Origin of the sequence: Cedecea davisae DSM 4568 (genome assembly GCF_000412335.2) — a bacterium.
Taxonomy (GTDB): Bacteria; Pseudomonadota; Gammaproteobacteria; order Enterobacterales; family Enterobacteriaceae; genus Cedecea; species Cedecea davisae.
In genome coordinates this window covers 3513632-3538428 of the sequence record NZ_KE161030.1, presented here as the reverse complement: position 1 = coordinate 3538428, position 24797 = coordinate 3513632, and the positions used below count along the sequence as shown (strand labels likewise).

The 24797-nt window shown below is 55.7% G+C and carries 19 protein-coding genes and 1 pseudogene; 8 read left to right on the top strand and 12 right to left on the bottom strand.

From position 1 onward, the window contains the following. Positions 1-156: pseudogene (locus HMPREF0201_RS22640) on the bottom strand (tail fiber assembly protein); the annotation flags it as partial. A gap of 94 nt (positions 157-250) precedes the next feature. Beyond that, positions 251-1099, bottom strand: a complete 849-nt coding sequence (locus HMPREF0201_RS15980) for a MurR/RpiR family transcriptional regulator (protein ID WP_039898653.1) — start codon at positions 1097-1099, stop codon at positions 251-253. A gap of 184 nt (positions 1100-1283) precedes the next feature. Here HMPREF0201_RS15980 and yfhb point away from each other — a divergent pair, with 184 nt between their 5' ends. Together yfhb and tadA are read left to right on the top strand one after the other, a co-directional pair. Beyond that, complete coding sequence (yfhb, locus tag HMPREF0201_RS15975) at positions 1284-1955, top strand: phosphatidylglycerophosphatase C (RefSeq protein ID WP_016537789.1); 672 nt, start codon at positions 1284-1286, stop codon at positions 1953-1955. A gap of 64 nt (positions 1956-2019) precedes the next feature. Further along, positions 2020-2523 (top strand): tRNA adenosine(34) deaminase TadA, encoded by a 504-nt coding sequence (tadA, locus tag HMPREF0201_RS22635; protein WP_071704108.1) that lies wholly within the window; start codon positions 2020-2022, stop codon positions 2521-2523. On the opposite strand, the gene mltF is transcribed toward tadA, so the two are convergent. Beyond that, complete coding sequence (mltF, locus tag HMPREF0201_RS15965) at positions 2414-3964, bottom strand: membrane-bound lytic murein transglycosylase MltF (protein WP_016537787.1); 1551 nt, start codon at positions 3962-3964, stop codon at positions 2414-2416. The genes tadA and mltF overlap by 110 nt on opposite strands. A 248-nt stretch (positions 3965-4212) precedes the next feature. Between mltF and purL the strand changes: the two genes are divergently transcribed. The 5 genes from purL (at position 4213) to glnB (ending at position 12682) form a co-directional block, all read left to right on the top strand. Next, positions 4213-8100, top strand: coding sequence for a phosphoribosylformylglycinamidine synthase (purL, locus tag HMPREF0201_RS15960; protein WP_016537786.1), 3888 nt, complete (start codon positions 4213-4215; stop codon positions 8098-8100). A gap of 656 nt (positions 8101-8756) precedes the next feature. Further along, positions 8757-10193, top strand: a complete 1437-nt coding sequence (locus tag HMPREF0201_RS15955; protein WP_016537785.1) for a sensor histidine kinase — start codon at positions 8757-8759, stop codon at positions 10191-10193. Further along, positions 10186-10944, top strand: a complete 759-nt coding sequence (qseG, locus tag HMPREF0201_RS15950) for a two-component system QseEF-associated lipoprotein QseG (protein WP_016537784.1) — start codon at positions 10186-10188, stop codon at positions 10942-10944. Before HMPREF0201_RS15955 ends, qseG begins: the two co-directional genes overlap by 8 nt. Further along, the gene (gene glrR / locus HMPREF0201_RS15945; RefSeq protein WP_016537783.1) at positions 10941-12278 is read left to right on the top strand and encodes a two-component system response regulator GlrR; all 1338 of its coding nucleotides are present in this window, start codon (positions 10941-10943) and stop codon (positions 12276-12278) included. Before qseG ends, glrR begins: the two co-directional genes overlap by 4 nt. 65 nt (positions 12279-12343) lie before the next feature. After that, complete coding sequence (gene glnB / locus HMPREF0201_RS15940; protein WP_002438074.1) at positions 12344-12682, top strand: nitrogen regulatory protein P-II; 339 nt, start codon at positions 12344-12346, stop codon at positions 12680-12682. A gap of 83 nt (positions 12683-12765) precedes the next feature. On the opposite strand, the gene hmpA is transcribed toward glnB, so the two are convergent. Further along, the gene (hmpA, locus tag HMPREF0201_RS15935; protein WP_039898647.1) at positions 12766-13956 is read right to left on the bottom strand and encodes an NO-inducible flavohemoprotein; all 1191 of its coding nucleotides are present in this window, start codon (positions 13954-13956) and stop codon (positions 12766-12768) included. A gap of 329 nt (positions 13957-14285) precedes the next feature. On the opposite strand from hmpA, the gene glyA reads away from it, so the two are divergent. Beyond that, the gene (gene glyA / locus HMPREF0201_RS15930; RefSeq protein ID WP_016537780.1) at positions 14286-15539 is read left to right on the top strand and encodes a serine hydroxymethyltransferase; all 1254 of its coding nucleotides are present in this window, start codon (positions 14286-14288) and stop codon (positions 15537-15539) included. 48 nt (positions 15540-15587) lie between these two features. Here glyA and HMPREF0201_RS15925 read toward each other — a convergent pair whose 3' ends face one another. From HMPREF0201_RS15925 to HMPREF0201_RS15890, 8 genes are all read right to left on the bottom strand, one after another. Further along, positions 15588-16187 carry a KpsF/GutQ family sugar-phosphate isomerase gene (locus tag HMPREF0201_RS15925; RefSeq protein ID WP_016537779.1) on the bottom strand — a complete coding sequence of 200 codons (600 nt, stop codon included), beginning with the start codon at positions 16185-16187 and terminating at the stop codon, positions 15588-15590. Then, positions 16184-17821 carry an FGGY-family carbohydrate kinase gene (locus HMPREF0201_RS15920; protein WP_016537778.1) on the bottom strand — a complete coding sequence of 546 codons (1638 nt, stop codon included), beginning with the start codon at positions 17819-17821 and terminating at the stop codon, positions 16184-16186. Before HMPREF0201_RS15920 ends, HMPREF0201_RS15925 begins: the two co-directional genes overlap by 4 nt. 16 nt (positions 17822-17837) lie before the next feature. Next, complete coding sequence (locus tag HMPREF0201_RS15915) at positions 17838-18791, bottom strand: ABC transporter permease (protein WP_039898644.1); 954 nt, start codon at positions 18789-18791, stop codon at positions 17838-17840. 1 nt (position 18792) lies between these two features. Next, entirely contained in the window at positions 18793-19782 is a 990-nt protein-coding gene (locus HMPREF0201_RS15910) for an ABC transporter permease (protein WP_016537776.1), read from the bottom strand. Beyond that, the gene (locus tag HMPREF0201_RS15905; RefSeq protein ID WP_016537775.1) at positions 19775-21274 is read right to left on the bottom strand and encodes a sugar ABC transporter ATP-binding protein; all 1500 of its coding nucleotides are present in this window, start codon (positions 21272-21274) and stop codon (positions 19775-19777) included. The genes HMPREF0201_RS15910 and HMPREF0201_RS15905 overlap by 8 nt, the downstream gene beginning before the upstream one ends. A gap of 106 nt (positions 21275-21380) precedes the next feature. Then, complete coding sequence (locus HMPREF0201_RS15900) at positions 21381-22364, bottom strand: autoinducer 2 ABC transporter substrate-binding protein (protein WP_016537774.1); 984 nt, start codon at positions 22362-22364, stop codon at positions 21381-21383. Between the two features lie 396 nt (positions 22365-22760). Beyond that, positions 22761-23183: a DoxX family protein gene (locus HMPREF0201_RS15895; RefSeq protein WP_039898637.1), complete on the bottom strand. Its 423-nt coding sequence runs from the start codon at positions 23181-23183 to the stop codon at positions 22761-22763. Positions 23184-23283: 100 nt separating this feature from the next. Then, on the bottom strand, positions 23284-24702 hold the full coding sequence (locus HMPREF0201_RS15890; RefSeq protein WP_016537772.1) for an OprD family outer membrane porin: 1419 nt from the start codon (positions 24700-24702) through the stop codon (positions 23284-23286). Between the last annotated feature and the right edge of the window lie 95 nt (positions 24703-24797).

Sequence of the window (24797 nt, the reverse complement as noted above, 5' to 3'; positions counted from 1 at the left end):
TCACTTGATATCGGGCGCTTTTGATGTATCAATACGCATTAAAAGAACCCGATATTTTTTCCACTTAGTCAAAGTATGTATTTCTTCTTTCGTAGCTCTTTCTACATCAACAGCATCCTGTGACCATGTGATTTCAATATCTATAATCCAGCGAAGACAACACGCAGGCGGAAATGGAGCGTGCGCTTATTGTCGAACGCACGAGGACAGGATTAGCCGCCGCGCATCTTAACTGCACCTCTGTATCACACTAAACCAGCTTCTTAACCAAAGCCTCGCTCTGGCGAATTCTCTCCGGGGCGTTTTCCAGATCCTGCTGCACCAGCGCCATAAACAACAGGTCGGTGAGCATCATCTGGGCGCTGGTGGAGGAGATTGCCGCGCTGCGGGTAGCCTGCTCCTCCGCGATGGTATACAGACACAGGCTGGCGCGCTGCTGTAGCGCATTGGGCGTGAACCCGGTGATGGCGAGAATCTTTGCCCCGGCGTTCAGGGCTTCATCGGCCGCCAGATTAATTTCGCGGCGTTCACCAGAGTATGATACCGCGAGCAGTACATCTTCCGGCGTCATGGCTTGTACCGTCGCCAGCAGGGCGTGCATATCCTGCTCAGCTACGGCATGAATGCCGATCTTCATCAACTTCCACGAAAAATTCTTCGCAACCAGGCCAGATGCGCCTATTCCCACCAGCAGCACGCGCCGCGCGTTACGCAGCAGCGCCACGCTCGCCAGCAGTTTCTCTTCCGCATTGATATCCAGCGTGGCGTGCATCGCCGCGATATTCTCTTTGATCAGTTTTTCCCCAACCAGGCGCAGCGGATCGTCACCCAAAATATGGTTATGTACCGGCACGGAGTTAGGATTCTGGCCGCTGGCTAAGGCTTCGCTAATCGCGAGCTTCATCGCCGGAAAGCCTTTGAACCCCAGTTTCTGCGCAAATTTTACTACGCTGGACTGACTGACACCGGCTTCCTCCGCCAACTGCTGAGAGCTAAGATGGCGTGCACGGTCGGGTTCAGAGAGCAGGAAGTCGGCCAGCTTGCGGTCACTCTGGGCCAGCATGGCGTAACGACTTCTGATGCGCAGTAAACAGTTCATTTCACCTCCGAAACGGCAATTTCGATGACAGGTCGCCATTATAAGCGTCTGAGCGAATTATAAATTCCATTATAGAGCAATGTTACCGAATTAAATATTCTGGTTTTTTTCAACTACTGCCAGGCCACCGGGCGGATTGGGCGCGGAAAAGCGCCACGCTATCTGTTAGGCTTTGACGAGGACTATGTCGGGAACCAGAACATTAAAGGAGCCAGCTTTGACGATCCACAACTCGCGCCGCGTCGTTTTTTTCGATTTGGATGGCACCTTACATCAGCAGGACATGTTTGGCAGCTTTCTGATCTATCTTCTGCGGCGGCTGCCGCTGAATATTCTGCTGGTTACGCTGTTATTGCCGATAGTCGGCGTGGGAATGCTGGTTAAAGGAAGCGCGGCGCGCTGGCCGATGAGCGTGCTGCTGTGGGGAGCGACTTTTGGCCGCAGCGAAGCTCGCCTCCAGCGGTTACAAAAGGAGTTCGTTGCCTGGTTTCGCAATAAGGTAACGGCATTTCCTGTTGTTCAGCAGCGGCTTACCGGCTATCTCAGCAGCCCGGATGCCGATGTCTGGCTGATAACCGGCTCGCCGCAGCCGCTGGTGGAGCAGGTTTACTTCGATACGCCGTGGCTGCCGAGAGTAAAGATTATCGCCAGCCAGATTGCGCGGGCTAACGGCGGCTGGGTGCTAACGCTGCGCTGCCTCGGCCACGAAAAAGTCGTGCAGTTGGAGCAGAAAATTGGCGCTCCGCTTTGCCTCTATAGCGGCTACAGCGACAGCCACCAGGACAACCCGCTGCTCTATTTTTGCCAGCATCGCTGGCGCGTCACCCCGCAGGGGCAGCTACAGCAGCTCGAGTGAGGTCGTTTCGCATCCGGTATGCGGTGTGTATAATGCGCCGCCCACTTATCCCGCGGAGAGCCTTGTGTCTGAGACAGAATTTACCCATGAACACTGGATGCGCCATGCTTTAACGCTGGCACAGCGCGCCTGGGATGAGGGCGAAGTGCCGGTTGGCGCGGTATTGGTGCATAACAATCAGGTGATTGGTGAAGGCTGGAACCGACCGATTGGCCGCCACGATCCTACCGCACACGCCGAGATAATGGCGCTGCGGCAGGGAGGGCTGGTGTTGCAAAACTACCGCCTGCTCGACACCACGCTTTATGTCACTCTCGAACCCTGCGTGATGTGCGCGGGCGCGATGGTACACAGTCGTATCGGCAGGCTGGTGTTTGGCGCGCGTGACGCAAAAACTGGCGCTATTGGCTCGCTGATGGACGTTCTCGGTCACCCCGGTATGAACCATCAGGTTGAGGTTACTGAGGGCGTACTGGCGTCAGAGTGCTCGGCCATGCTGAGTGATTTTTTTCGCGCCCGTCGTCTTGAGAAAAAGGCCCTAAAGGAAAAGGACCGTAAGGCGGAGTAGACAGCTCCACCGGGGCTACCACCGGGTAAGCCTCGGCAAACTTCTCTTCCTGCGCCGCCTGCCGCTCTTTTTCCTGCAAATACCCTTCCAGACTTAACTGATACTTGCGGATATTCTCCACGTACGCATAAGCCTCGTGTCCACGAGCATAACCATAGGTCGTTTTGCTGTAATAAGGCTTCAGGCTCAGCAGGGGCAGGCGGGTTTTAACATCCGCCCAGCTGTCCGGGTTGCCTTTTTGCTTCGCCGTCAGCTGGCGGGCATCGAGCATATGGGCATAGCCCATGTTGTAGGCCGCCAGCGCAAACCAGATGCGTTCATATTCAGGCACCGTGTCCGGCACTTTGCTCATCATATCTTTCAAATACCGGCTGCCGCCGCTTATGCTCTGCTCAGCATCCAGTCGGTCGGTGATACCGAGGCTTTGGGCGGTATTTTTGGTCAGCATCATTAAGCCGCGCACCCCGGTCGGCGAAGTGGCGTGGGTGTCCCAGTGTGATTCCTGGTAAGAGATTGCCGCCAGCAGAGGCCAGTCTATTTCGTCGGCGTACTTTTCAAATAGCGGCTGCAGGTCTGGCAAGACGGAGTCCACCGCGTTAAGGAAAGTACGGGTATCGACATAATCAAAATCGCCGACGTGGCCGAGGTATTTTTCCTCAAGCCGCGCCAGCGTGCCGTCGCTGCTGATTTGATTATAAAAATCGAGCAGGGCGGCGCTCATGCTGTCGTCGCTGTCGCGGGTTGAAAACCAGGTGACGGGTTGCTCGTCGGTAACGTCCAGCGCAACGGCCAGCTGCGGATGGACGCGCTGGAAAATACTGATGGCGATGGAGTCAGAAATAGTAAAAGCGATGGTGCCGTCAACGACCTGCTGCAACAGCTGGTTGCTGGTCTGTTTGGCCGCAATGCTCCAGCTAAGGTCAGGATACTGGCTCTCTTTCAGTTTCTGAAGATCGCTTACCACGGCCTGGCCTGAAGAGAGCACCAGCTGATTGTCCTTCACGCCAGCCAGCGTTTTTGGGCGCGGGCTGCCCACGCGATACACCATTTGCTGAGAGACGGAATAGTAAGTAGGCCCTGCCTGGTAATTGCTGCTGCGGCGCGAGTTGTACACCAGCCCGGCGGCAAGCAGGTCGGCTTTATCGTTGTCCAGGTCATCAAACAGCACGTTGATATCCGGGCGTACGGTAATTTTGAGCTTTACGCCCAGGTAATCGGCAAACTGGCTCGCCAGCTCATAATCCAGCCCGGACGCCTTACCGTTAATCAATGTATAGGTCAGCGGAGATGAGATTGTACTGACGCGCAAAACCCCCCGCGCTTTAATCGCGGCGATGCGGTTTTCGGTCTGATTGAAACCTGGAATGGAGGGCCATAATGCCACTGCCAGCAACAAGGTGACGATACCGATAAGCAGATAATTAATCTTTATTCTTTTCAAATAGATAACATTCTGCAGCGGGTTAAGTCTCAGCCAACAATAAACATGATTTATATGAACCTCGTGTGTAGATGAGGCGCATTTTGCGTAAGAAAACGCCAGTAAGCAACTTTTAAGAATATATCGTTTAGTTTTCGCACAATAAAAACTTCTGCTGTTATTTATACGCAAACGGTTTCGTCAGGGCGGAGGATTCTCTATAATACCGCCCGTTTTCCCCCCTTCGCCCTGAAGACGAGAGATCTTTAATGATGGAAATTCTGCGTGGTTCGCCTGCTCTTTCGGCATTTCGTATCAACAAACTCCTGGCCCGTTTTAACGATGCTAACCTTCCGGTAAGCGATATTTATGCCGAGTATGTTCATTTTGCCGACCTCGATGCGCCGCTGAACTCGGATGAGCTCGCGCGTCTGCAACGGCTGTTGAAGTATGGCCCAACCCTCGCAGAACACGCGCCAACCGGCACCCTGCTGCTGGTTACGCCACGCCCGGGCACTATCTCCCCGTGGTCTTCTAAAGCGACCGACATCGCCCATAACTGTGACTTGCCTCAGGTAAAACGCCTCGAGCGCGGCGTGGCCTGGTATGTTACCGGCAGCACGCTGACCGCCGCACAGTGGCAGGATGTTGCCGCTCTGCTGCACGACCGCATGATGGAGAGCGTATTCGGTTCTCTGGACGACGCGCAACAGCTGTTCGCCCAACATCAGCCGGCTCCGGTTCAGAGCGTTGACCTGCTGGGGCAGGGGCGTGAAGCGCTGGTGGAGGCTAACCTACGCCTTGGCCTGGCGCTGGCGGAAGACGAAATCGACTATTTACAGGCTGCGTTCAACAAGCTTGGCCGCAACCCGAACGACATCGAGCTTTATATGTTTGCTCAGGCGAACTCCGAGCACTGTCGTCACAAAATCTTTAACGCCGATTGGGTTATCGACGGTGAAAAACAGCCGAAATCGCTGTTTAAGATGATAAAAAACACCTTCGAGAAAACGCCGGATTACGTGCTGTCTGCCTACAAAGACAACGCCGCGGTAATGGAAGGTTCCGCCGTTGGCCGCTTCTTTGCCGACCGCGAAGCAGGGCGCTACGACTTCCATCAGGAAGAAGCGCATATCCTGATGAAGGTAGAAACCCACAACCACCCGACCGCCATTTCTCCATGGCCGGGGGCCGCAACCGGCTCCGGCGGCGAAATCCGCGATGAAGGTGCAACCGGGCGCGGCGCTAAACCGAAAGCAGGCCTGGTGGGCTTCTCCGTATCCAACCTGCGTATTCCCGGCTTTGAACAGCCGTGGGAGCAGGATTTTGGCAAACCTGACCGTATCGTCACCGCGCTGGATATTATGACCGAAGGCCCGCTTGGCGGAGCCGCGTTTAATAACGAATTCGGTCGCCCGGCGCTGACCGGATACTTCCGTACCTACGAAGAGCAGGTGAACAGCCATAACGGCGTGGAGCTGCGTGGCTACCACAAACCTATTATGTTGGCTGGCGGCATCGGCAATATCCGCGCCGACCACGTTCAGAAAGGTGAAATCACCCCGGGCGCCAAACTTATCGTCCTCGGCGGACCGGCGATGAATATCGGCCTCGGCGGCGGGGCGGCTTCTTCTATGGCATCCGGCCAGTCCGACGCGGATCTGGACTTTGCCTCCGTACAGCGCGACAACCCGGAAATGGAACGTCGTTGCCAGGAAGTTATCGACCGCTGCTGGCAGTTGGGCGAAGACAACCCGATTCTCTTTATCCACGATGTGGGCGCGGGCGGCTTGTCTAACGCCATGCCGGAACTGGTGAGCGATGGCGGTCGCGGCGGCCGCTTTGAGCTGCGTGATATCCTTAACGACGAGCCGGGCATGAGCCCGCTGGAAGTCTGGTGTAACGAATCCCAGGAACGCTATGTGCTGGCCGTTGCGCCTGAACAGCTGCCATTGTTCGATGAACTGTGCCGCCGCGAACGTGCGCCTTATGCGGTTATCGGCGAAGCCACCACCGAACAGCATCTGACCCTCAACGACAGCCATTTCGACAACCAGCCAATCGACATGCCGCTGGACGTGCTGCTGGGTAAAACGCCGAAAATGGAGCGTAACGTTGAGACGCTAAAAGCGAAGGGTGATGCCTTCGATAGCAGCGCCATTTCCATTGCCGACGCGGTAAACCGCGTGCTGCACCTGCCAACCGTGGCGGAAAAAACCTTCCTGGTTACCATTGGCGACCGCACCGTTACCGGCATGGTTTCCCGTGACCAGATGGTTGGCCCGTGGCAGATTCCTGTCGCGAACTGCGCGGTGACTACCGCCAGCCTCGACAGCTACTACGGTGAGGCAATGTCTCTCGGCGAACGTGCTCCTGTGGCCCTGCTGGACTTTGCCGCCTCCGCCCGCCTGGCGGTTGGCGAAGCGCTGACCAACATCGCAGCGACCCAAATCGGTTCCCTGAAACGCATTAAACTGTCCGCCAACTGGATGGCCGCCGCAGGCCACCCTGGCGAAGATGCTGGCCTGTATGAAGCCGTTAAAGCCGTAGGCGAAGAGCTTTGCCCGGCGCTGGGTATCACCATTCCGGTGGGCAAAGACTCTATGTCGATGAAAACCCGCTGGCAGGAAGGTAACGAGCAGCGCGAAATGACCTCTCCGCTGTCGCTGGTTATTACCGCCTTTGCCCGCGTGGAAGACGTGCGTGCTACCGTGACTCCTCAACTAAGCACCGAAGACAACGCCCTGCTGTTGATTGACTTAGGCGCTGGCCACAATGCCCTGGGCGCTACCGCGCTGGCCCAGGTTTACCGCCAACTGGGTGATAAACCTGCTGATGTTCGCAGCGTTGAGCAACTGAAAGGCTTCTGGAATGCGATGCAGGCGCTGGTAGCCGAACGCAAACTGCTGGCCTGGCACGACCGCTCTGACGGTGGCCTGCTGGTTACGCTGGCTGAAATGGCCTTTACCGGCCACTGCGGCGTGGATGTTGATATCGCGAGCCTGGGTGCGGACCGTCTGGCCGCGCTGTTCAATGAAGAACTGGGCGGGGTTATCCAGGTTCGCGCCGAAGATCGCGCGGCGGTGGAAGCTCTGCTGGCGGAGAACGGCCTGGCAAACTGCGTGCATTACCTCGGCAAAGCCGTTGCGGGTGACCGCTTCAACATTAGTGCCGACGGCCATGCGGTGTTTAGCGAAAGCCGCAGTACGCTGCGTATGTGGTGGGCGGAAACAACCTGGCAGATGCAGCGCCTGCGTGATAACCCGGACTGCGCGGATGAAGAACATAAAGCCAAGGCGAATGAAAACGATCCTGGCCTGAACGTGAAGCTGAGCTTCGATATTAAAGAAGACATCGCCGCACCGTACATCGCCACCGGCGCACGGCCTAAAGTCGCGATTCTGCGCGAGCAGGGCGTTAACTCCCACGTTGAGATGGCTGCCGCTTTCCATCGCGCGGGCTTCGACGCCATCGACGTTCATATGAGCGACCTGCTGGCCGGCCGTACCGGCCTTGAGGACTTCCATACGCTGGTAGCGTGCGGCGGCTTCTCTTACGGAGACGTGCTGGGCGCGGGTGAAGGCTGGGCGAAGTCCATTCTGTTTAACCAGCGCGTTCGCGACGAGTTTGAAACCTTCTTCCACCGTCCGGAAACGTTGGCGCTGGGCGTGTGCAACGGCTGCCAGATGATGTCCAACCTGCGTGAGCTGATCCCGGGCAGCAGCCTGTGGCCTCGCTTTGTACGCAACCTATCGGACCGCTTCGAGGCGCGTTTCAGCCTGGTAGAAGTCACCTCCAGCCCGTCGCTGCTGTTGCAGGGCATGGCCGGTTCTCATATGCCGATTGCCGTTTCTCACGGTGAGGGGCATGTGGAGGTGCGTGATGCGGCGCATCTGGCCGCGCTGGAGAGCAAAGGCCTGGTGGCGCTGCGCTTTGTGGACAACTTCGGCAACGCGACCGAAACCTACCCGGCAAACCCGAACGGGTCGCCAAACGGGATAACCGCGGTGAGCAGCGAAAACGGGCGCGTCACCATTATGATGCCGCACCCTGAACGTGTGTTCCGCACCGTGAGCAACTCCTGGCATCCGGCTGAGTGGGGCGAAGATAGCCCGTGGATGCGTATTTTCCGCAACGCACGTAAGCAACTGGGCTGATTACCCTCACCCCGACCCTCTCCCTGAAAGGGAGAGGGGGAAAAGAAGGGGAACAAGCTAAAGCTCCGATCCAGTTCCCTTGCTTTTGTGAGGCAGGTACCAAGCAAAAGCTCCGATCCAGTTCCCTCGCCCCTTTGGGGAGAGGGTTAGGGTGAGGGGCTTTTTTTGTCACTAAATCCCGACACCTGCGCTTTTATTGTGTCTCCAATTAGAGACATTTAACTTGTTGATTTTAAGTGCTATAAAAAATAAATCATTAAGGTGTTGTGGATTGGCGACATTGAGGTGAAAAAAACACCAGAATATATCTTCGATTTAAATCTTTAATTGCATTTAAAAACAATGCATTAATTTACATCCATCAATGTTGGCATAATTCCTGCTATATAACGACCAGTGGCTCATTCAATTTCTTATGTCAGCGTCTTTTCAGACAGACTACATAAACCGCCGAATGACGCACAAAAAGGTGCCTGCCGTCCGACTTTTGATAAATGCCTTCTGGCTTATCATGCTCCGGGCGAAACGTTGAGTAAGGCGCCGCCTAATTTCACAGCAAAGGCAGGGTTTTTTACCCTGCCTTTGTCGTTTCTGATAAACGTGCCTTCCAACCATTCGCAATCGCGGCTAGCATCGTGTCATACAGGTAATGTGAGATGAAGCTATTGAACCAGTGGCATTTTTTCCCGCGCTCTCTGCGCCAGCTCGTCATGATGGCCTTTTTACTGGTGCTCGTGCCGCTGCTGGTCCTCGCCTGGCAGGCGTGGCAGAGTCTGAACGCCCTTAGCGCCCAGGCCGCGCTCACCAACCGCACCACGCTGATTGATGCCCGCCGCAGCGAAGCGATGACCAATATCGCGTTGGAAATGGAACGCAGCTACAGACAATACTGCGTGCTTGACGATGCTCGCCTGGCGCAGCTTTACCAGGAGCAGCGGCAGCGCTATGCCCAGATGCTGGAAGCCCACTCCTCGGTATTACCTGACCCAAAACTTTATCAGTCACTCAGCCAGTCATTGAGCGACCTCGCTACGCTGAAGTGCAAAAACAGCGGACCGGAGGCTCAGGCGGCAGGCCAGCTTGAACAGTTCGCCGCCGCTAACGCAGAAATGGTGCAGGCTACCCGTACCGTCGTGTTCTCACGCGGGCAGCAGCTACAGCAGGAAATTGCCGAACGCGGGCAGTTCTTCGGCTGGCAGGCGCTGGTGCTGTTCCTGCTCAGCCTCGGGCTGGTGATTATCTTTACCCGTATGATTATCGGCCCGGTTAAGGGGATTGAGCGGATGATCAACCGCCTCGGTGAGGGAAGAACGCTCGGCAATAGCGAAGTGTTCAAGGGGCCAAAAGAGCTGCGCTCGGTAGGGCAGCGTATTGTCTGGCTCAGCGAGCGCCTGGCCTGGCTTGAATCCCAGCGACACGAGTTTTTGCGCCACCTTTCTCACGAATTAAAAACCCCGCTTGCCAGTATGCGGGAGGGAACCGAGCTGCTGGCAGACCAGGTCGCCGGGCCGCTTAATGCCGACCAAAAAGAAGTGGTCGAAATCCTCGATAACAGCAGCCGTCATCTACAAAAATTGATTGAGCAACTGTTGGATTACAACCGCAAGCTGGCGGACGGGGCGGTTACGCTCGACAGGGTTGATGTGGGGCCGATAGCGGAAATGGTTATTTCCGCTCACAGTCTTCCGGCGCGAGCTAAAATGATGCATACCGAGTTAAATCTCAGCCCTAAAGCCTGCCTTGCCGAACCAACGCTGCTGATGAGCGTGCTGGACAATCTCTACTCCAATGCGGTGCACTATGGGAGTGAATCCGGTAACATTTATCTAAGAAGCTCGCAGTCAGGAGCGATGCTTTATATCGAAGTGGCGAATACCGGCCAGCCGATCCCCGAGACGGAGCGCGAAATGATCTTTGAGCCGTTCTACCAGGGCAGCCATCAGCGTAAGGGGTCGGTAAAAGGCAGCGGATTGGGGTTGAGCATCGCCAGAGATTGTATCCGGCGCATGAACGGCCAGCTTAGCCTGATTAGCGATAACAGCGCGGAAGTCTGCTTCCGCATCGAATTACCGGTTTTCCCTGAGAATGATTAAAACGATGAAAACACTTTTATTGCGTGAGCCGCGCCGCGGGGCTTTGCCTCGCCTTATTTATTGGGTTTCCGGCATGCTGGCAGGTGCGGTATTATTAACCGGATGTGCCCCGGCGAAGGTGTCGAACAGCCACGACGAGGTTCACAATGCGCATATCCCGGAACAACAAATCCCCGACTACCTGTCCACGGATTGCAGTGAAATCTGGGAACTGACGGGGCATGATGTCATTACCAACCCGCTTTATTGGCTGCGGGGTATGGATTGTGCCCAGCGTCTGCCCCCAGCTGAAGCGCGAGCCGAAGCCCGGCGTTGGCCTGCGGAAACCTGGCAGGATACCTTTAAGCGCGGCATCCTGCTTTCAACCGCGAAAATTACCCCCACCGAACGCCGTCGTTATATGACGCAGCTCGACACAATGACTCACGAAGTGCCGCTCCAGGTTCGTTCCTTGTATGAAATCTGGCGCGACGGCCAGTCCTCTTTGTTGAAGCTTTCCGATGAGCGCACCCGCTACAGCAAGCTGCAACAGTCCACCGACGGCGAACTGGATACGCTGCGCGAGCAGCAGCAGCGCCTGCGAGGCCAGCTGGACCTGACCACCCGCAAGCTGGAAAACCTGACCGACATAGAACGTCAGCTTTCCAGCCGCAAACCGGGTAGCAGCCTCGCGCCGGACACTCACAGCAACGATGACAATGACGACGGCAGCAGCGCAACAGACAAACCGCAGCAGGAGGCAAAACCATGACGCAGAGGAAACCCGCGCGCTTATTGCTGGTGGACGACGACCCCGGCCTGTTAAAGCTTCTGGGCATGCGCCTTTCCAGCGAGGGCTACACCGTTACAACCGCTGAAAGCGGAGCCGAAGGCCTGAAAGTGCTGGGGCGTGAAAAAATAGACCTGGTGATAAGCGACCTGAGGATGGACGAAATGGACGGCATGGCGCTGTTCGCGGAGATCCAAAAGGGGCAGCCCGGCATGCCGGTTATCATTCTCACCGCTCACGGTTCGATTCCTGACGCAGTAGCCGCCACGCAGCAGGGCGTGTTCAGCTTCCTCACCAAACCGGTGGATAAAGACGCGCTCTACCAGGCGATAGACAATGCTCTGGAGCACACGGTCATCGCCGGGGATGACATGTGGCGCGATACCATCGTCACCCGCAGCCCGATAATGCAGCGGCTGCTGGAGCAGGCGCGCATGGTGGCGCAGTCCGACGTTAGCGTGCTGATTAACGGCCAGAGCGGCACCGGGAAAGAGATCCTCGCCCAGGCAATACACAATGCCAGCCCGCGCAGCAAAAAAGCCTTTATCGCTATTAACTGCGGAGCGCTGCCGGAGCAACTGCTGGAGTCCGAGCTTTTCGGCCATGCCCGGGGAGCCTTTACCGGCGCGGTCAGCAGCCGTGAAGGGCTGTTCCAGGCTGCTGAAGGCGGTACGCTGTTCCTCGACGAAATTGGCGATATGCCGATCCCGCTGCAGGTCAAACTGCTGCGCGTTCTACAGGAGCGCAAGGTTCGCCCGCTGGGCAGCAACCGCGACCTGGATATCGACGTGCGAATTATTTCTGCAACCCACCGTGATTTGCCGAAGGCGATGGAACGCGGCGAATTCCGTGAAGATTTGTTCTACCGCCTGAACGTGGTGAACCTGAAAATACCGGCGCTGCACGAGCGTGGGGAAGACATCCCGCTGCTGGCTAACCATCTATTGCGCCAGTCGGCGGACAGACATAAACCCTTTGTTCGCAGCTTTTCCACCGATGCGATGAAGCGCCTGATGGCGGCAAGCTGGCCCGGTAACGTGCGCCAGCTGGTCAACGTGATTGAGCAGTGCGTGGCGCTGACCTCGGCTCCCGTCATCAGCGAAGCGCTGGTGGAACAGGCGCTGGAAGGCGAAAACACCGCGCTCCCGACCTTTGTCGAGGCGCGTAACCAGTTCGAGCTAAACTATCTGCGTAAGCTGCTGCAAATCACCAGGGGCAACGTGACCCATGCGGCGAGAATGGCAGGCCGTAACCGGACCGAATTTTATAAATTACTGGCCAGGCATGAACTAGAGGCCAATGACTTTAAAGAGTAGGCTGTGATAGTGTGAGCAACCGATTACTAACACGATAAGACCGGCGCGGGGAAACCAGTAATACCATGAAAAAAATTGATGCGATTATTAAACCGTTCAAACTGGACGATGTACGTGAAGCGCTGGCTGAAGTTGGCATTACCGGCATGACGGTAACCGAAGTTAAAGGCTTTGGCCGTCAGAAAGGGCACACCGAGCTGTACCGCGGTGCCGAGTATATGGTGGACTTCCTGCCGAAAGTAAAAATTGAAATCGTGGTCACCGACGATATCGTCGATACCTGCGTGGACACCATTATCCGTACCGCGCAGACCGGTAAAATTGGCGACGGTAAGATTTTTGTGTTCGACGTGGCGCGCGTGGTGCGTATCCGTACCGGCGAAGAAGACGACGCGGCGATTTGATGTAAATTTTTACCCTCACTCCTGGGCAGGTCCTGTCCTTTGCCCCCTCGCCCCTTTGGGGAGAGGGGACTGTAAGGGTAGGGTTACATCACTTTATGCGGGCCAAAACATTCATAGTGAATGCGGTCTTTATCCACGCCAATTTTCACCAGCTGTTCAGCGGCAAAACGCATAAAGTTGATCGGGCCGCAGAGGTAAAACTGCATTGCCGGGTCGCTTAGTTTTCCTTCCTCGGCCAGCAAATCCATTAAGCCTTCACGGGTAAAACGGGCCTGTTCGCGGTCTTTATCCGACGGCTCGCGATACCAAACGTGGCTTTCAAAACGCGGCAGTTTTGCACCCAGCGCCGCTACCTCGTCGCTAAAAGCATGTACGTCGCCATGTTCGGCGGCATGCAGCCAGTTAACCTGCGCCTGATGGCCGCTACCCGCCAGCGTGTCGAGCATTGCCAGCATCGGCGTTTGGCCCACACCCGCGGAAATCAGCGTCACCGGCGTGCCGCTCTCCACGCTCATAAAGAAATCACCGGCCGGGGCGGCCAGATGAACTTTATCGCCGGGCTGAGCATGATTGTGCAGCCAGTTAGAAACCATGCCTTTGTCTTCGCGCTTAACGGCGATGCGATAACTTTTACCGTTCGGCTGGCGGGTTAATGAATACTGGCGAATTTCCTGATGCGGGAAACCTTCCGGCTTCAGCCAGATGCCCAGATACTGGCCCGGTTGATAGTCCGCCACCGGGCCGCCGTCTGCCGGAGCCAGCTCAAAGCTGGTGATAAGCGAGCTTTGCGGCTCCTTAGCCACGATGGTAAACGGACGAGTGCCTTCCCAGCCGCCTTTTTTAGCGGCGTTATCCTGATAAATCTCTGACTCGCGGGTAATAAACACCCCGGCCAGCACGCCGTAAGCTTTGCCCCAGGCGTCCAGCACTTCCTGGCCCGGGCTGAACAGCTCGTCCAGCGTTGCCAGCAGGTGGCCGCCAACAATGTCGTATTGCTCAGGTTTAATCTGGAATGTGGTGTGCTTCTGGGCGATTTTTTCTACCGCAGGCAGCAGGGTGGCAAGGTTCTCAATATTTGCAGCGTAGGCGCAAATAGCGTTGAACAGCGCTTCACGCTGGTCGCCGTTGCGCTGGTTGCTCATGTTAAAAATCTCTTTCAGCTCCGGGTTATGGCTGAACATCCGGTCGTAAAAATGTGCGGTAAGTTTCGGCCCGGTTGCGGCCAGCAATGGGATAGTAGATTTAACAACGGCGATGGTTTGTGCATCTAGCATGGCGTTCTCCATAAACAGCGGGATTTATAAATTGCATTTAAAATGCATGTTATAGAAATAGACCTATGTTGTAAATGGGTTATCGTTGTTAACGACTGGCGTCACAGAACATGAAAAATGCGCATCTTGCTGATGAAGAAATATCCGGCTAAATGGCGCTTATTTTATTGCCTGAAACCCTTATCTCATGCCTGGGTAATCGTTTGCGTAAAAACCTCAATCAAGCCCTATCACCGGGAAGGGTTTCGGTTTACACTGTTGCCCGTCGCCCAAAAGGGCACCCTCATTGCCGTAAAAATTTTTACCGTTAGCTGAGTCAGGAGATGCGAATGTTAAAGCGTGAAATGAACATTGCCGATTACGATCCAGAATTGTGGCAGGCCATGGAGCAAGAAAAAGTACGTCAGGAAGAGCACATTGAACTGATCGCCTCCGAAAACTACACCAGCCCGCGCGTTATGCAGGCGCAGGGTTCTCAGCTGACCAACAAGTACGCTGAAGGCTATCCGGGTAAACGTTACTACGGCGGCTGCGAATACGTTGATATCGTTGAGCAACTGGCCATTGACCGTGCGAAAGAGCTGTTTGGCGCCGATTACGCCAACGTACAGCCGCATTCTGGCTCCCAGGCTAACTTCGCGGTGTACACCGCGCTGCTGCAACCGGGCGATACCGTTCTGGGTATGAACCTGGCGCAGGGCGGCCACCTGACTCACGGCTCCCCGGTTAACTTCTCCGGCAAGCTGTACAACATCATCCCTTACGGTATTGATGAGTCCGGTAAAATTGACTACGAAGACATGGCGAAGCAGGCTAAAGAGCACAAGCCGAAGATGATCATCGGCGGCTTCTCGGCTTATTCCGGCATTGTTGACTGGGCAAAAATGCGTGAAATCGCAGACAGCATTGGTGCTTACCTGTTCGTTGATATGGCGCACGTTGCGGGTCTGATCGCCGCAGACGTTTACCCGAACCCGGTTCCACACGCTCACGTTGTGACCACGACCACCCACAAAACCCTGGCGGGCCCACGCGGTGGCCTGATCCTGGCGAAGGGCGGCGACGAAGATCTCTACAAAAAACTGAACTCTGCCGTATTCCCAAGCGCGCAGGGCGGCCCGCTGATGCACGTTATCGCGGCGAAAGCCGTAGCGCTGAAAGAAGCGATGGAGCCAGAGTTCAAAGTTTACCAGCAGCAGGTTGCTAAGAACGCTAAAGCTATGGTTGAAGTGTTCCTCGACCGTGGCTACAAAGTGGTCTCCGGCGGCACTGAAAACCACCTGTTCCTGCTGGATCTGGTTGATAAAAACCTGACCGGTAAAGAAGCTGACGCTGCCCTGGGCCGCGCCAACATCACCGTGAACAAAAACAGCGTGCCGAACGATCCTAAGAGCCCGTTTGTGACCTCCGGTATCCGTATCGGCAGCCCGTCCGTCACCCGCCGCGGCTTCAAAGAAGCGGAAGTGAAAGAGCTGGCTGGCTGGATGTGTGACATCCTGGACAGCATCAACGACGAAGCCGTGATTGAACGCACTAAACAGAAAGTGCTGGATATCTGCGCTCGTTTCCCGGTTTACGCGTAATCGCTAAACTGGATTGAGAAAAGGCTTCCTTCGGGAAGCCTTTTTTATTTACTGCTGCTTTCGCAGCGTCAGCCCGACGTCTCCGCCGGGATGCACCGCCAGCAACCTCTCCTTCGAATAGCCGCTCTCGCTCATCAGGCAGGCGCAGGCCGCATCAAAAATGGCCAGCACCAGAATAATCGAGGTCGTCGCCAGCATGTTAAGCGGGTCCATTTCGTTCTTTACCCCGGTGGAGATAACTAGCCTGGACGCTTTGGCTATAGCTGAACCCGGATTTTCGGTCACGCTAACAAGCGGCACATTTCTGGAAGCCAGCCCCGGCAATAGGCGGGTCAGCTCGTCTGAATTCCCGCCGCGGGAAAGCATTATCATCAGGTCATCTTCACGTAAAAACCCGAGATCGCCGTGGGCCGCGTCGGTGGCGTTGAGGTAAATAGCCGGGCGCTCAACGCAGGCCAGCATATGGGCAATTTTTCGCGCCGCAATGCCGGACGTGCCGACGCCGGTGACCACTATCTTGCCTTTGCAGTTTCTGATCTCCGCCAGCAAAGCCTGCCATAGCGACTCACTCAGATGCTGCTCCAGCGCCGCCAGCTCCCGGCTGCAAACGCTCCAGGCCTGGGTTGCCTGCTGCCAGGACTCGCTCATGCTTCCTCCTGCATCAGCTGGCGGTATTTCATATGGTCGAGATACATCTCGTGGAACACCTTATATTTGCGGTCGTAATATTGCTTGATGCGGTTGGTCTGCGGCGTAACCGTTTTGCCGATGCGGCTCATCACCGACATGGCTTCAGGGAACGAGTCGAACACGCCCGCAGCCACGGTGCCCATCATGGCACTGCCCAGCAGCATGGCCTCGCTCTCTTCCGGCAGTAACATGGCGCACCCGGTCGCATTGGCGTGTTCCTGGACGAAAATTGGGTTTTTAGTGCCGCCGCCGCTCGCCATAATGGTGTCGATGGTGTAACCGCTTTGGTTCATGGTCTCAATAATATGGCGCGTGCCGAGCGCGATGGCCTGAATAGTTGCCAGATACTGAAGCGCCATGTCCTCCGGCGTGCGGGAAAGTTTAAGCCCGCTGATAACGCCGGTCAGCGTTGGGTTGGCGCGCGGCGAACGGTTGCCGTGGAAGTAGGGCAGGATATGCATATCGCGGGTCAGAAAGGCGATGTTCTCCGGCTCTCCGGCCATTTTCCGCAGCAGGGCGTTCAGCTGCTCATAAATGGTATGCCCCTGGGCTTTGGCCTGCGCCTGCATTGCGTCATAGCAAGGGTGCGACTGAATAATATGGTCGATAAGCGCCCCGGTAGCCGACTGGCCGCCTTCGTTAAGCCAGTAGCCGGGCAGCACCGCCGAATAGTAAGGCCCCCAGACGCCGTTGATAAAACGCGCCTCTTTTGAGATAGCCATATGGCCGGTTGACGTTCCGCCAATCAGCGCGACGCGGCGGTCAAAATCAGCTACTTCACCCGTTACGCCGCAGGCGCCCAGCGTGCCGAGCGTGCCCGCGTGGGCATCAATAATCGATACGCTGACGGCGGTCCCGGCAATCAGACCCATTTCGCTGGCGGCGCGCTGGGTCAGACCGTGGCCCAGCGGCTCACCCATGGTTTTGACGTAGCGGCCGATTTTTTCCGCATCGTGTTCCAGCAGGTCTTCCAGCCCGATCTGGCGGAAATAGCTGCTGTCCCATTTATCTTCGTGGCCCATATAGGTCCATTTGCAGACCGTCGAGCAGAGCGAGCGGGTATCGTCCCCGGTGGCTCGCCAGGTCAGAAAGTCCGGCAGGTCAAAATAGTAACCGGCATTCGACCAGCTGTTCGGCATATGCTGCTTCAGCCACAGTAGCTTCGGCGTCTGCATTTCCGGCGAGATAATGCCGCCAACGTAGTCCAGCACCCGGTGGTGCAGGGCATTAATGCGATCGGCCTGGGCGATCGCGCGGTGATCCATCCAGACGATGATGTTCTGCTCGCTGCGCCCGGACGGGCTAACGGTCAGCGGTTTACCTTCTTTATCCAGCACCACCAGCGAACAGGTGGCGTCGAAGCCAAGGCCTTTAACCTGAATCGGGTTGATGTCCGCCTGGTTCACCGCGTCGCGGACTGCGTTACACACAGCCTGCCAGATGTTGTCTGAGGATTGCTCAACAAAATCAGCCTGCGGGCGGAAAATTTCGATGCTCCGGCTTGCCTCGCCCACCATTCTGCCGTTCAGGTCAAACACGCCCGCCCGGGCGCTTCCCGTTCCAACGTCCACCCCAATGAAGTAACTCGCCATAATTATTCTCCTGAATTCAGGCTTTACGATTCTGTAATGCGATAAAGAGGATCAGCACCGCGCCCCAGAGCGCCATGGTCAGATAGCTGCTGATCCCCAGCAAGTTAAAGCCGCTTTCCAGCATTTGCAGCACAATCAGCGCCAGCACCAGGCCGATGATGCGGCCAAAGCCGCCGTCCGGATTGATGCCGCCCAGCACCGAAGCAAGGATGGTCACCAGCAGGTAAGATTCGCCGTACCCGGCCTTAGCCGAGTTGAATTTTGCCATCATCAAAATGGCGGCGACCCAGCCGAGCAGCGCGGAAATGATGTACACAGAAATCTGCACCCGCACGGTGTTTACGCCGCTAAAGCGCGTAGCCTGTTCGTTTGAGCCGACAAGATAGAGGCTGCGGCCGAGCGTGGTGTGCTCAAGCAGCACCCAAAGCAGAACCGCCACCAGCAGGAACAGCAGCAGGGCGACGGGAATACCAAGAATTGAGGCGTTGCCAAGATACTGAATCGCCGCCGGGAAGCCGGAAATCACCGTCCCGTTAGAGAGCAAAATATTGAGGCCGGAAATCAGCGTCATGGTCCCCAGCGTGGCGAGGATAGGCGAGACGCCAACCCACGCAATCAGCGCCCCGTTCAGCGTGCCGATAGCCACGGCGACCGCTATACCGGCCAGCATTGCCAGAGCAAAAAACAGAGGATTATCAGGATGGCTGACGATAACCGCCGCCATTGCCAGCGAGCAGGCGTTAGCCCCGGCGATAATCGACAGGTTAATGCCGCCGGTGAGCATCGTCATTCCCATGCCCAGCGCCAGCATCCCGAGGATCGGCAATTGTGAGCCGATGGACTGGAAGTTAGCGAGGCTAAAGAAGCGCCCGCCAAGCAGCAGGGAGAAGGCCAGGGCCACCGCAATAATGATTGCGCACTGCAGCCGGATGATGGCGTCACCGGGTAAAAATCTGGCGAAGGTCTTCATCTTAAAGCTCCCTTGCGAGTTTGCGTTTTTCATTCCAGGCCGTTGCGCTGATGCTGACCAGGATAATTACGCCGCTGAATACGGCATGCCAGTATGAAGAGACGCTAAGCAGCGTCAGGCCGTTTTGCAGGAAGGCCAGCAGGATAACGCCCAGCAGCGTGCCGGTTAGTGTGCCGCGCCCGCCCGTCATGCTGGTTCCGCCCAGCACTACCGCCGCCAACACGGTCAGCTCAAAACCGAGCAGCGAATTAGGCGCAACGGACTGGGTAATCTGCGCCTGAACCACCGCGGCAACCCCGGCGAGAATGCCCATATATCCGTAGACATAAAAATGCAGTTTCAGCAGGTTCATCCCCAGCCGAGAAGCCGCCTCGCGGTTACCGCCCATGGCATAAATCTGGCGGCCAGGGCGCGTGTAGTTCATCAATATGGCGGTAAAGATAATCACCGCTGCGAGGCACAAGAGCGGCAGAGTAAGCCCGTACTGATAGCCGTCTTTGGCGGTGAAAGAGAACCAGTTGATGCCGTTCATAAACCAGTCCGGGAAGCCGTAAAGCCACGTCCCTTTCGTGAGATAAACCAGCAGGCCGTAATAGAGGTTCAGCGTGGCGATGGTAATAATAATCGCCGGCACACGGAGCCAGTAAACCAGGAAGCCGTTGATAAGCCCGAGCAGTAGCCCGACGGCAATCGAGAGGACCAGCGCCAGCGCAAAGTTACCGCCGTGGGCGATAACCCAACTCGCCATCACGTACTGCGCGATTGCGGTCATCGCCGGGAAGGAAATATCAATCCCCCCGGAGATAAGCACCACAAACAGGCCGCAGGCCAGAATGCCGAGAATGGCGTAGCTGGTGGCAACGTCCGTCAGGTTACCCAGCGATAAAAACTCGTCGGTACTGATGCTAAGACCCACGGCCAGGGCGACGACCAGAAGCCCCAGCCAGAATTCATGTTGCCCGGCCAGGCGGGAGAGACGAGGGCTATTCATTGACTACCTCAGCAATTTCCTGTTCGCTACAGCGGTGAGGATTAAACTCCGCTACCAGCTCGCCCCGGCGCATCACCAGCACGCGGTGGCTGTTGTAGTAAGCTTCCGGGATCTCATCGCAAATCATTAATACCGCCATCCCCTGTTCTGCGAGGTCACGGGCAATCTGGTAAATGCCCTCTTTGTTGGCGATATCGACCCCAACCGTTGGCGAGTCGAGAATTAATATCTGCGGGCGAGTGGCTACCCATTTAGCAATGGCGATCCTTTGGGCGTTACCGCCTGAAAGGGTTTTTACCGGTAAATCGGGATCGGACACTTTGATGTTGAGTTCGCGGATCAGCGTGGCAACCAGCTCGCGCGCTTTGGCATGATCCAGCAGGCCGCTGCGGGTGTGGAGCTGGTCGAAAACGGTGACGATAGTGTTGTCGTAGATCGACTGCTCCATAATAAGCCCCTGGGTCATGCGATCTTCCGAGACATAGCCAATACCCTGTTTGATCGCATCATGGTTACTGCGCAGCTTCACCGGTTTGCCATCGATCAGCATCTCTCCACTTTGCGGCTGGGTCATACCGAACAGGCTCATGCATAGCTCGGTACGGCCGGAACCAAGCAGGCCGACTATCGAGACAATTTCGCCGCCGCGCAGCGCCAGGTTTACGTTGTGGTATTTCCCCTTGCGGCTTAAACCGCGCAGCTCCAGCATGGGTTGCCTGTCGAGCGGTGGTTTTTCCGGCAGCGGGCTGTAGTGGAAGCGCTGGCCGGTCATCAGGTAAGCCAGCTCGTGGCTGTCCAGCTCGCTGGCCTGCCAGGTGCCGACCAGCTTGCCGTCGCGCATCACGCTGATTCGGTCGGCGACTTCCATTACTTCGTCCAGGCGGTGGCTGACAAACACCACGCAGATGCCGTCTGCTTTGAGTTCATTAACCACGCGCAGCAGGCCATTCACCTCCTGACGTGTCAGCGAGGCGGTGGGTTCATCCATAATCACCAGCCTGGCGTCGGCGGCAATGGCGCGGCAAATGGCAACCAGCTGGCGGTCGGCTATTGAGAGCTTTTCGACCTTTTTGTCGGGATCGAGCGCCACGCCGATACGCTGCATGGCCGCCATGGCCTGCTCTCTCATCGCGCTGCGGTTTACCCACAGGCTGCCGCCCGGCTGGTAGCGGTGAATGGTAATGTTCTCGGCCACGCTGAAGTTCGGGAATAGCGAAAGATCCTGGTAAATAACCTGGATGCCGTAATGCGCCGACAGCGTCGGCGTCAGGTGATGAAACAGCTTGCCGTCGAGGGCAATTTGCGCCCCTTTTTCCGGGTGGTAAACGCCGGAAATCACTTTAATAATCGTGCTCTTACCGCAGCCGTTTTGCCCGGCCAGACAGTGGACTTCGCCTTTTTTGAGCGTCAGATTGACGTTATCCAGCGCCCGCACGCCCGGGAATTGCTTGCTGATATTCTCAAGAGTGATAAATGCGGAAGTGTCGGTCATGGGTCATACCCCTGCCGGCGCCCGGAATGGGCACCAGAAAATAATCTTTACGAGAAAGCCGGCCGAATGACCGGCGTTCCGATTCCGTGGTGTTGGCTTAAGTGCCTTAGAAACCGAGAGACTGAGCGTTATCTTTGGTGACTTCGAGGATCTTATTAAAACGGATCACTTTCTTATCCATGTCGACATCTGCCTTGCCCAAACCGTCAATGGTCAGATCTTTAGTCACGGCTTTACCCTGTAACAGCTGGTCTGCCACCGTTACCAGAGCGTAACCGGCATCTTTAGGATCCCAGAGCAGCGCTTTCTTGATGTCACCGCGCATCAGGTAAGGCGCTGCCTGGCCCGGCATTGCGATACCGACAACCGCCAGCTTATCCTTCGCACGTTTTTTCTGTACCGCCTGCCCTGCGCCGATCGGGCCGAGTGAACCAAAGCCGATCACGCCTTTCATCTGCGGATAGGTTTTCATCAGATCAAGCGTCGTGGAGTAGGATTTATCAATGCTTTCCGCCACCGGCAGGCGCGAGGTCACTTCGAACATGTCCGGGTATTTCTCTTTCTGGTACTTGATGGCGGAGTCTGCCCAGGCGTTGTGCAGCGGCACGGTCAGCGAGCCGACGTAAATGGCATAGCCGCCTTTCCCGCCCATATCTTTTGCCAGCTCGTCCATATTGGCCTGAGCGTATTTTTCGCTGTCGATGGTTTCGATATCCCACTGGCCAATTTGCTGGTCAGGCGATTCGTGAGTTAGCACCACGATGCCCTGGTCGCGGGCTTTCTTCAGCACGGGCTCCAGCACTTTAGCGTCGTTAGGCACCACGATAATGGCGTTCACTTTTTTGGCGATCAGATCCTCAATCACCTTAACCTGCTGGGCAGGATCCGGCGTTGCAGCGCCGGTCTGGTAGGCGTTAACGTTCAGTTTTTTAGCGGCTTCATTGACGCCGGTTTCCATGCGGTTGAACCACGGAATGCCGGTGACTTTCGCCACCACCGCGATTTCATATTTTTCCGCCGCGGCGGCCGTTCCGGACAACATGCATGCAGAAATCAGGGTTGCACTGAGTAAGGCGAGTTTGAATTTCATAGGTGTACCTTTTTTATTAGGGACTGAGGCATGTCACGCACAGCAGACTAGCAACGAAGGGAAGAGGGAATGAATCGCAGTTTTTTTAATTGTGATTTACGCCCATTATTGTTTGTTTTTAGATATAATTTAGTTAATTTTATGTTAAATATATGATGTTTTTTTAACTTTATCAGGAATGGTAGTGTTAATTTTTGTTGTTTTTACATACAAATAAATAACAATTAATAAACAATTTGCGTTGAGCGAAGCTTTTGGAGGTGAGTCTGGGTGGGAATGCGCCGAAAAAATGTTATGAAATTGTGAGCTGAAGCGAGTCAGGGTTTATTGCTGAAAGAGGGGGGAGCAATAAAAAAGCCGCACATCTGAACTGCGGCCTTTTTAACAGGGAAATGTTTAGCGTTTATCGAGTGAGATAGCGCCCGGGCCGACCACCGCCAGCAGCAGGAACCCTGCGGCAATACTGACGTTTTTGTAGAAGTTAATCATGTTCGGCAGCACGGCATCGCCGGTCAAATTCCAGAAATGGTGGCCGATAACCGCGGTGCCGAGGGTATAAAACACAAACAAAATGGCCAGCGGACGGGTAAAGAAGCCAAGCACAACTAACAGCGCAGCCACCACTTCCATCAGCACCGCAATAATCGCGGACAGCATCGGCAGCGGCGCACCAAGATGGGCCATATACTCAACGGTGCCGCTAAAGCCGCTGATTTTGGGAAAGCCGAAAATAATAAACAGCAGCACCAGCGCAATACGGGCAATGAGCAAAACCAAAGAACGTGACTGACCGAACTCAAAATAGCGCAGCGTATTCATAAGTGGCTCGTTTTGTGGGGGAATTAACATAAAGCTAATACACAACCACAAAACTCGCCATTGCCAGATGTAAACAAAAAACAGGTACGGATAAAGCCTGTCATTTGTGTTTTCTTATTTTCTCCTCACATACAGGCCCGTATAAAAAAATGGTAAACGGTGCGATGACGTTGAATTTAATGTCGATTTCATCCTGGAACATGTTGTTGTAGCCACCGCCGTAGTTCGGGTTGTTACCGTGGTTGTCGTAATTGATGTAGTGCAGGTTAAACAAGGTGCCTTTGAGGCGGCCTGTTTGCACGGTATGGGCGATGTTCAACGTCCATGCTGATTCATTGATACGCTGGCTTTGGTCGGCCTGTTCTCCGTTCACTGTGCAGGTAGTGCAGGGCTTTGCGCCCCAGGCATAGACATAACCCGCGCCAACGGCCCAACCGGCTAAATCGTAGTTTTTCAGGTCGTATGTCACGCCGCCGAAAACCGACGTTTCACCGTTGGCGTTGAAGTCGGAGGCGGCATCCCACCAGATGTCCATGCGCCCGTTAGAGCTGGCGTAGGCCGGGGTGATGCGCTGGAGAAAGAAGCCCTGATTCCCCGGAGCCCTGACCGTTTGGGCCTCAAGACGAAAATCCAGAGGATCGACGGTGTAGCCAAGCGTAATACCCTGTAACCACGCCAGTCCGTCGTATTCATCATTCACCGAACCGTAGGCGGCGTGAGTATTGCTACCAACTTTATCCTTTGCGCCGTAAAACTGATAGCTGATGCGCAGGTCACGCTCCGCCACCGGGAAGCTATAGGACACTTTGCCCATATACTGATCCATAAAATCAGCGGCCTGCGCCCAGGAGGCTTCCAGGACAAGTTTGTTTTTAAAGTCGTAACGCAGGCCAAGGGCGTGCACGTAATCGACTTTGCTTGTGTTATCGGCGGCGCGGAATTCGTACATTTCCGTATACCACGGCGCCTTGTATTTATTGGCCCAGAAGTAAGAGCTGGAAAGCGCACCCGATTCGCCGAAGTCCCAGTTGCCGCCTATCTCAGCGCCTTGATAAGCGCCGGGAACGAAGCCCCAGTGGACGCCGAGCAGCGTCTGGCCGGTAGGCTGAATGTAGCCCGCGCGCGCCCAATAATTGTCATATTTAAATTTCAGCGACGCTTTGTAGAGATTGAAGCCGCCTTTATCACCCGCCCAGTGCTCGCCCCAGCGCTGGTTGGCCGAACTTAAGCCGATCTCATTTGGGTGTGCGGCATTACCGGTTGCCAGATTTTCAGCGACAAAACCGGCAACATCGAAGCCGAAAGTGTCGCCAATAAAGCCCGAGCTAAAATCGAGGTTGGCGTTAAATGTGGCGTGATGAAGGTCTTCGACGTACTGGCCATAATTCGGGCTGCCCGGCGTCATATCTCGCTTATCGCGGTAGCGCTGAGAGTAGTAGACGCCGCCGGTCAAAATAGAGTCATCCACAAAGCCTGCGGCTCTGGCCGGGGTAAAAACAGGAATAACAACGGTCGCCATCAGTACCGCGAGCGGCAGAGAACGGCAGCTTAAATTGCGCATAGGGAAGTTCCTCTTCCTTGTGAAGATAACTAAACAACGCGTGAAAACCGGGG

Excerpts from the sequence above, each read along its gene's own strand:
- hmpA (WP_039898647.1), bottom strand. The coding sequence starts at position 13,956 with ATGCTAGATGCACAAACCATCGCCGTTGTTAAATCTACTATCCCATTG.
- HMPREF0201_RS15955 (WP_016537785.1), top strand. The coding sequence starts at position 8,757 with ATGAAGCTATTGAACCAGTGGCATTTTTTCCCGCGCTCTCTGCGCCAG.
- yfhb (WP_016537789.1), top strand. The coding sequence starts at position 1,284 with ATGTCGGGAACCAGAACATTAAAGGAGCCAGCTTTGACGATCCACAAC.
- HMPREF0201_RS15900 (WP_016537774.1), bottom strand. The coding sequence starts at position 22,364 with ATGAAATTCAAACTCGCCTTACTCAGTGCAACCCTGATTTCTGCATGC.
- glrR (WP_016537783.1), top strand. The coding sequence starts at position 10,941 with ATGACGCAGAGGAAACCCGCGCGCTTATTGCTGGTGGACGACGACCCC.
- HMPREF0201_RS15895 (WP_039898637.1), bottom strand. The coding sequence starts at position 23,183 with ATGAATACGCTGCGCTATTTTGAGTTCGGTCAGTCACGTTCTTTGGTT.
- HMPREF0201_RS15915 (WP_039898644.1), bottom strand. The coding sequence starts at position 18,791 with ATGAAGACCTTCGCCAGATTTTTACCCGGTGACGCCATCATCCGGCTG.
- HMPREF0201_RS15980 (WP_039898653.1), bottom strand. The coding sequence starts at position 1,099 with ATGAACTGTTTACTGCGCATCAGAAGTCGTTACGCCATGCTGGCCCAG.
- glnB (WP_002438074.1), top strand. The coding sequence starts at position 12,344 with ATGAAAAAAATTGATGCGATTATTAAACCGTTCAAACTGGACGATGTA.
- HMPREF0201_RS15910 (WP_016537776.1), bottom strand. The coding sequence starts at position 19,782 with ATGAATAGCCCTCGTCTCTCCCGCCTGGCCGGGCAACATGAATTCTGG.
- purL (WP_016537786.1), top strand. The coding sequence starts at position 4,213 with ATGATGGAAATTCTGCGTGGTTCGCCTGCTCTTTCGGCATTTCGTATC.
- qseG (WP_016537784.1), top strand. The coding sequence starts at position 10,186 with ATGATTAAAACGATGAAAACACTTTTATTGCGTGAGCCGCGCCGCGGG.
- glyA (WP_016537780.1), top strand. The coding sequence starts at position 14,286 with ATGTTAAAGCGTGAAATGAACATTGCCGATTACGATCCAGAATTGTGG.
- HMPREF0201_RS15920 (WP_016537778.1), bottom strand. The coding sequence starts at position 17,821 with ATGGCGAGTTACTTCATTGGGGTGGACGTTGGAACGGGAAGCGCCCGG.
- HMPREF0201_RS15925 (WP_016537779.1), bottom strand. The coding sequence starts at position 16,187 with ATGAGCGAGTCCTGGCAGCAGGCAACCCAGGCCTGGAGCGTTTGCAGC.
- HMPREF0201_RS15905 (WP_016537775.1), bottom strand. The coding sequence starts at position 21,274 with ATGACCGACACTTCCGCATTTATCACTCTTGAGAATATCAGCAAGCAA.
- HMPREF0201_RS15890 (WP_016537772.1), bottom strand. The coding sequence starts at position 24,702 with ATGGCGACCGTTGTTATTCCTGTTTTTACCCCGGCCAGAGCCGCAGGC.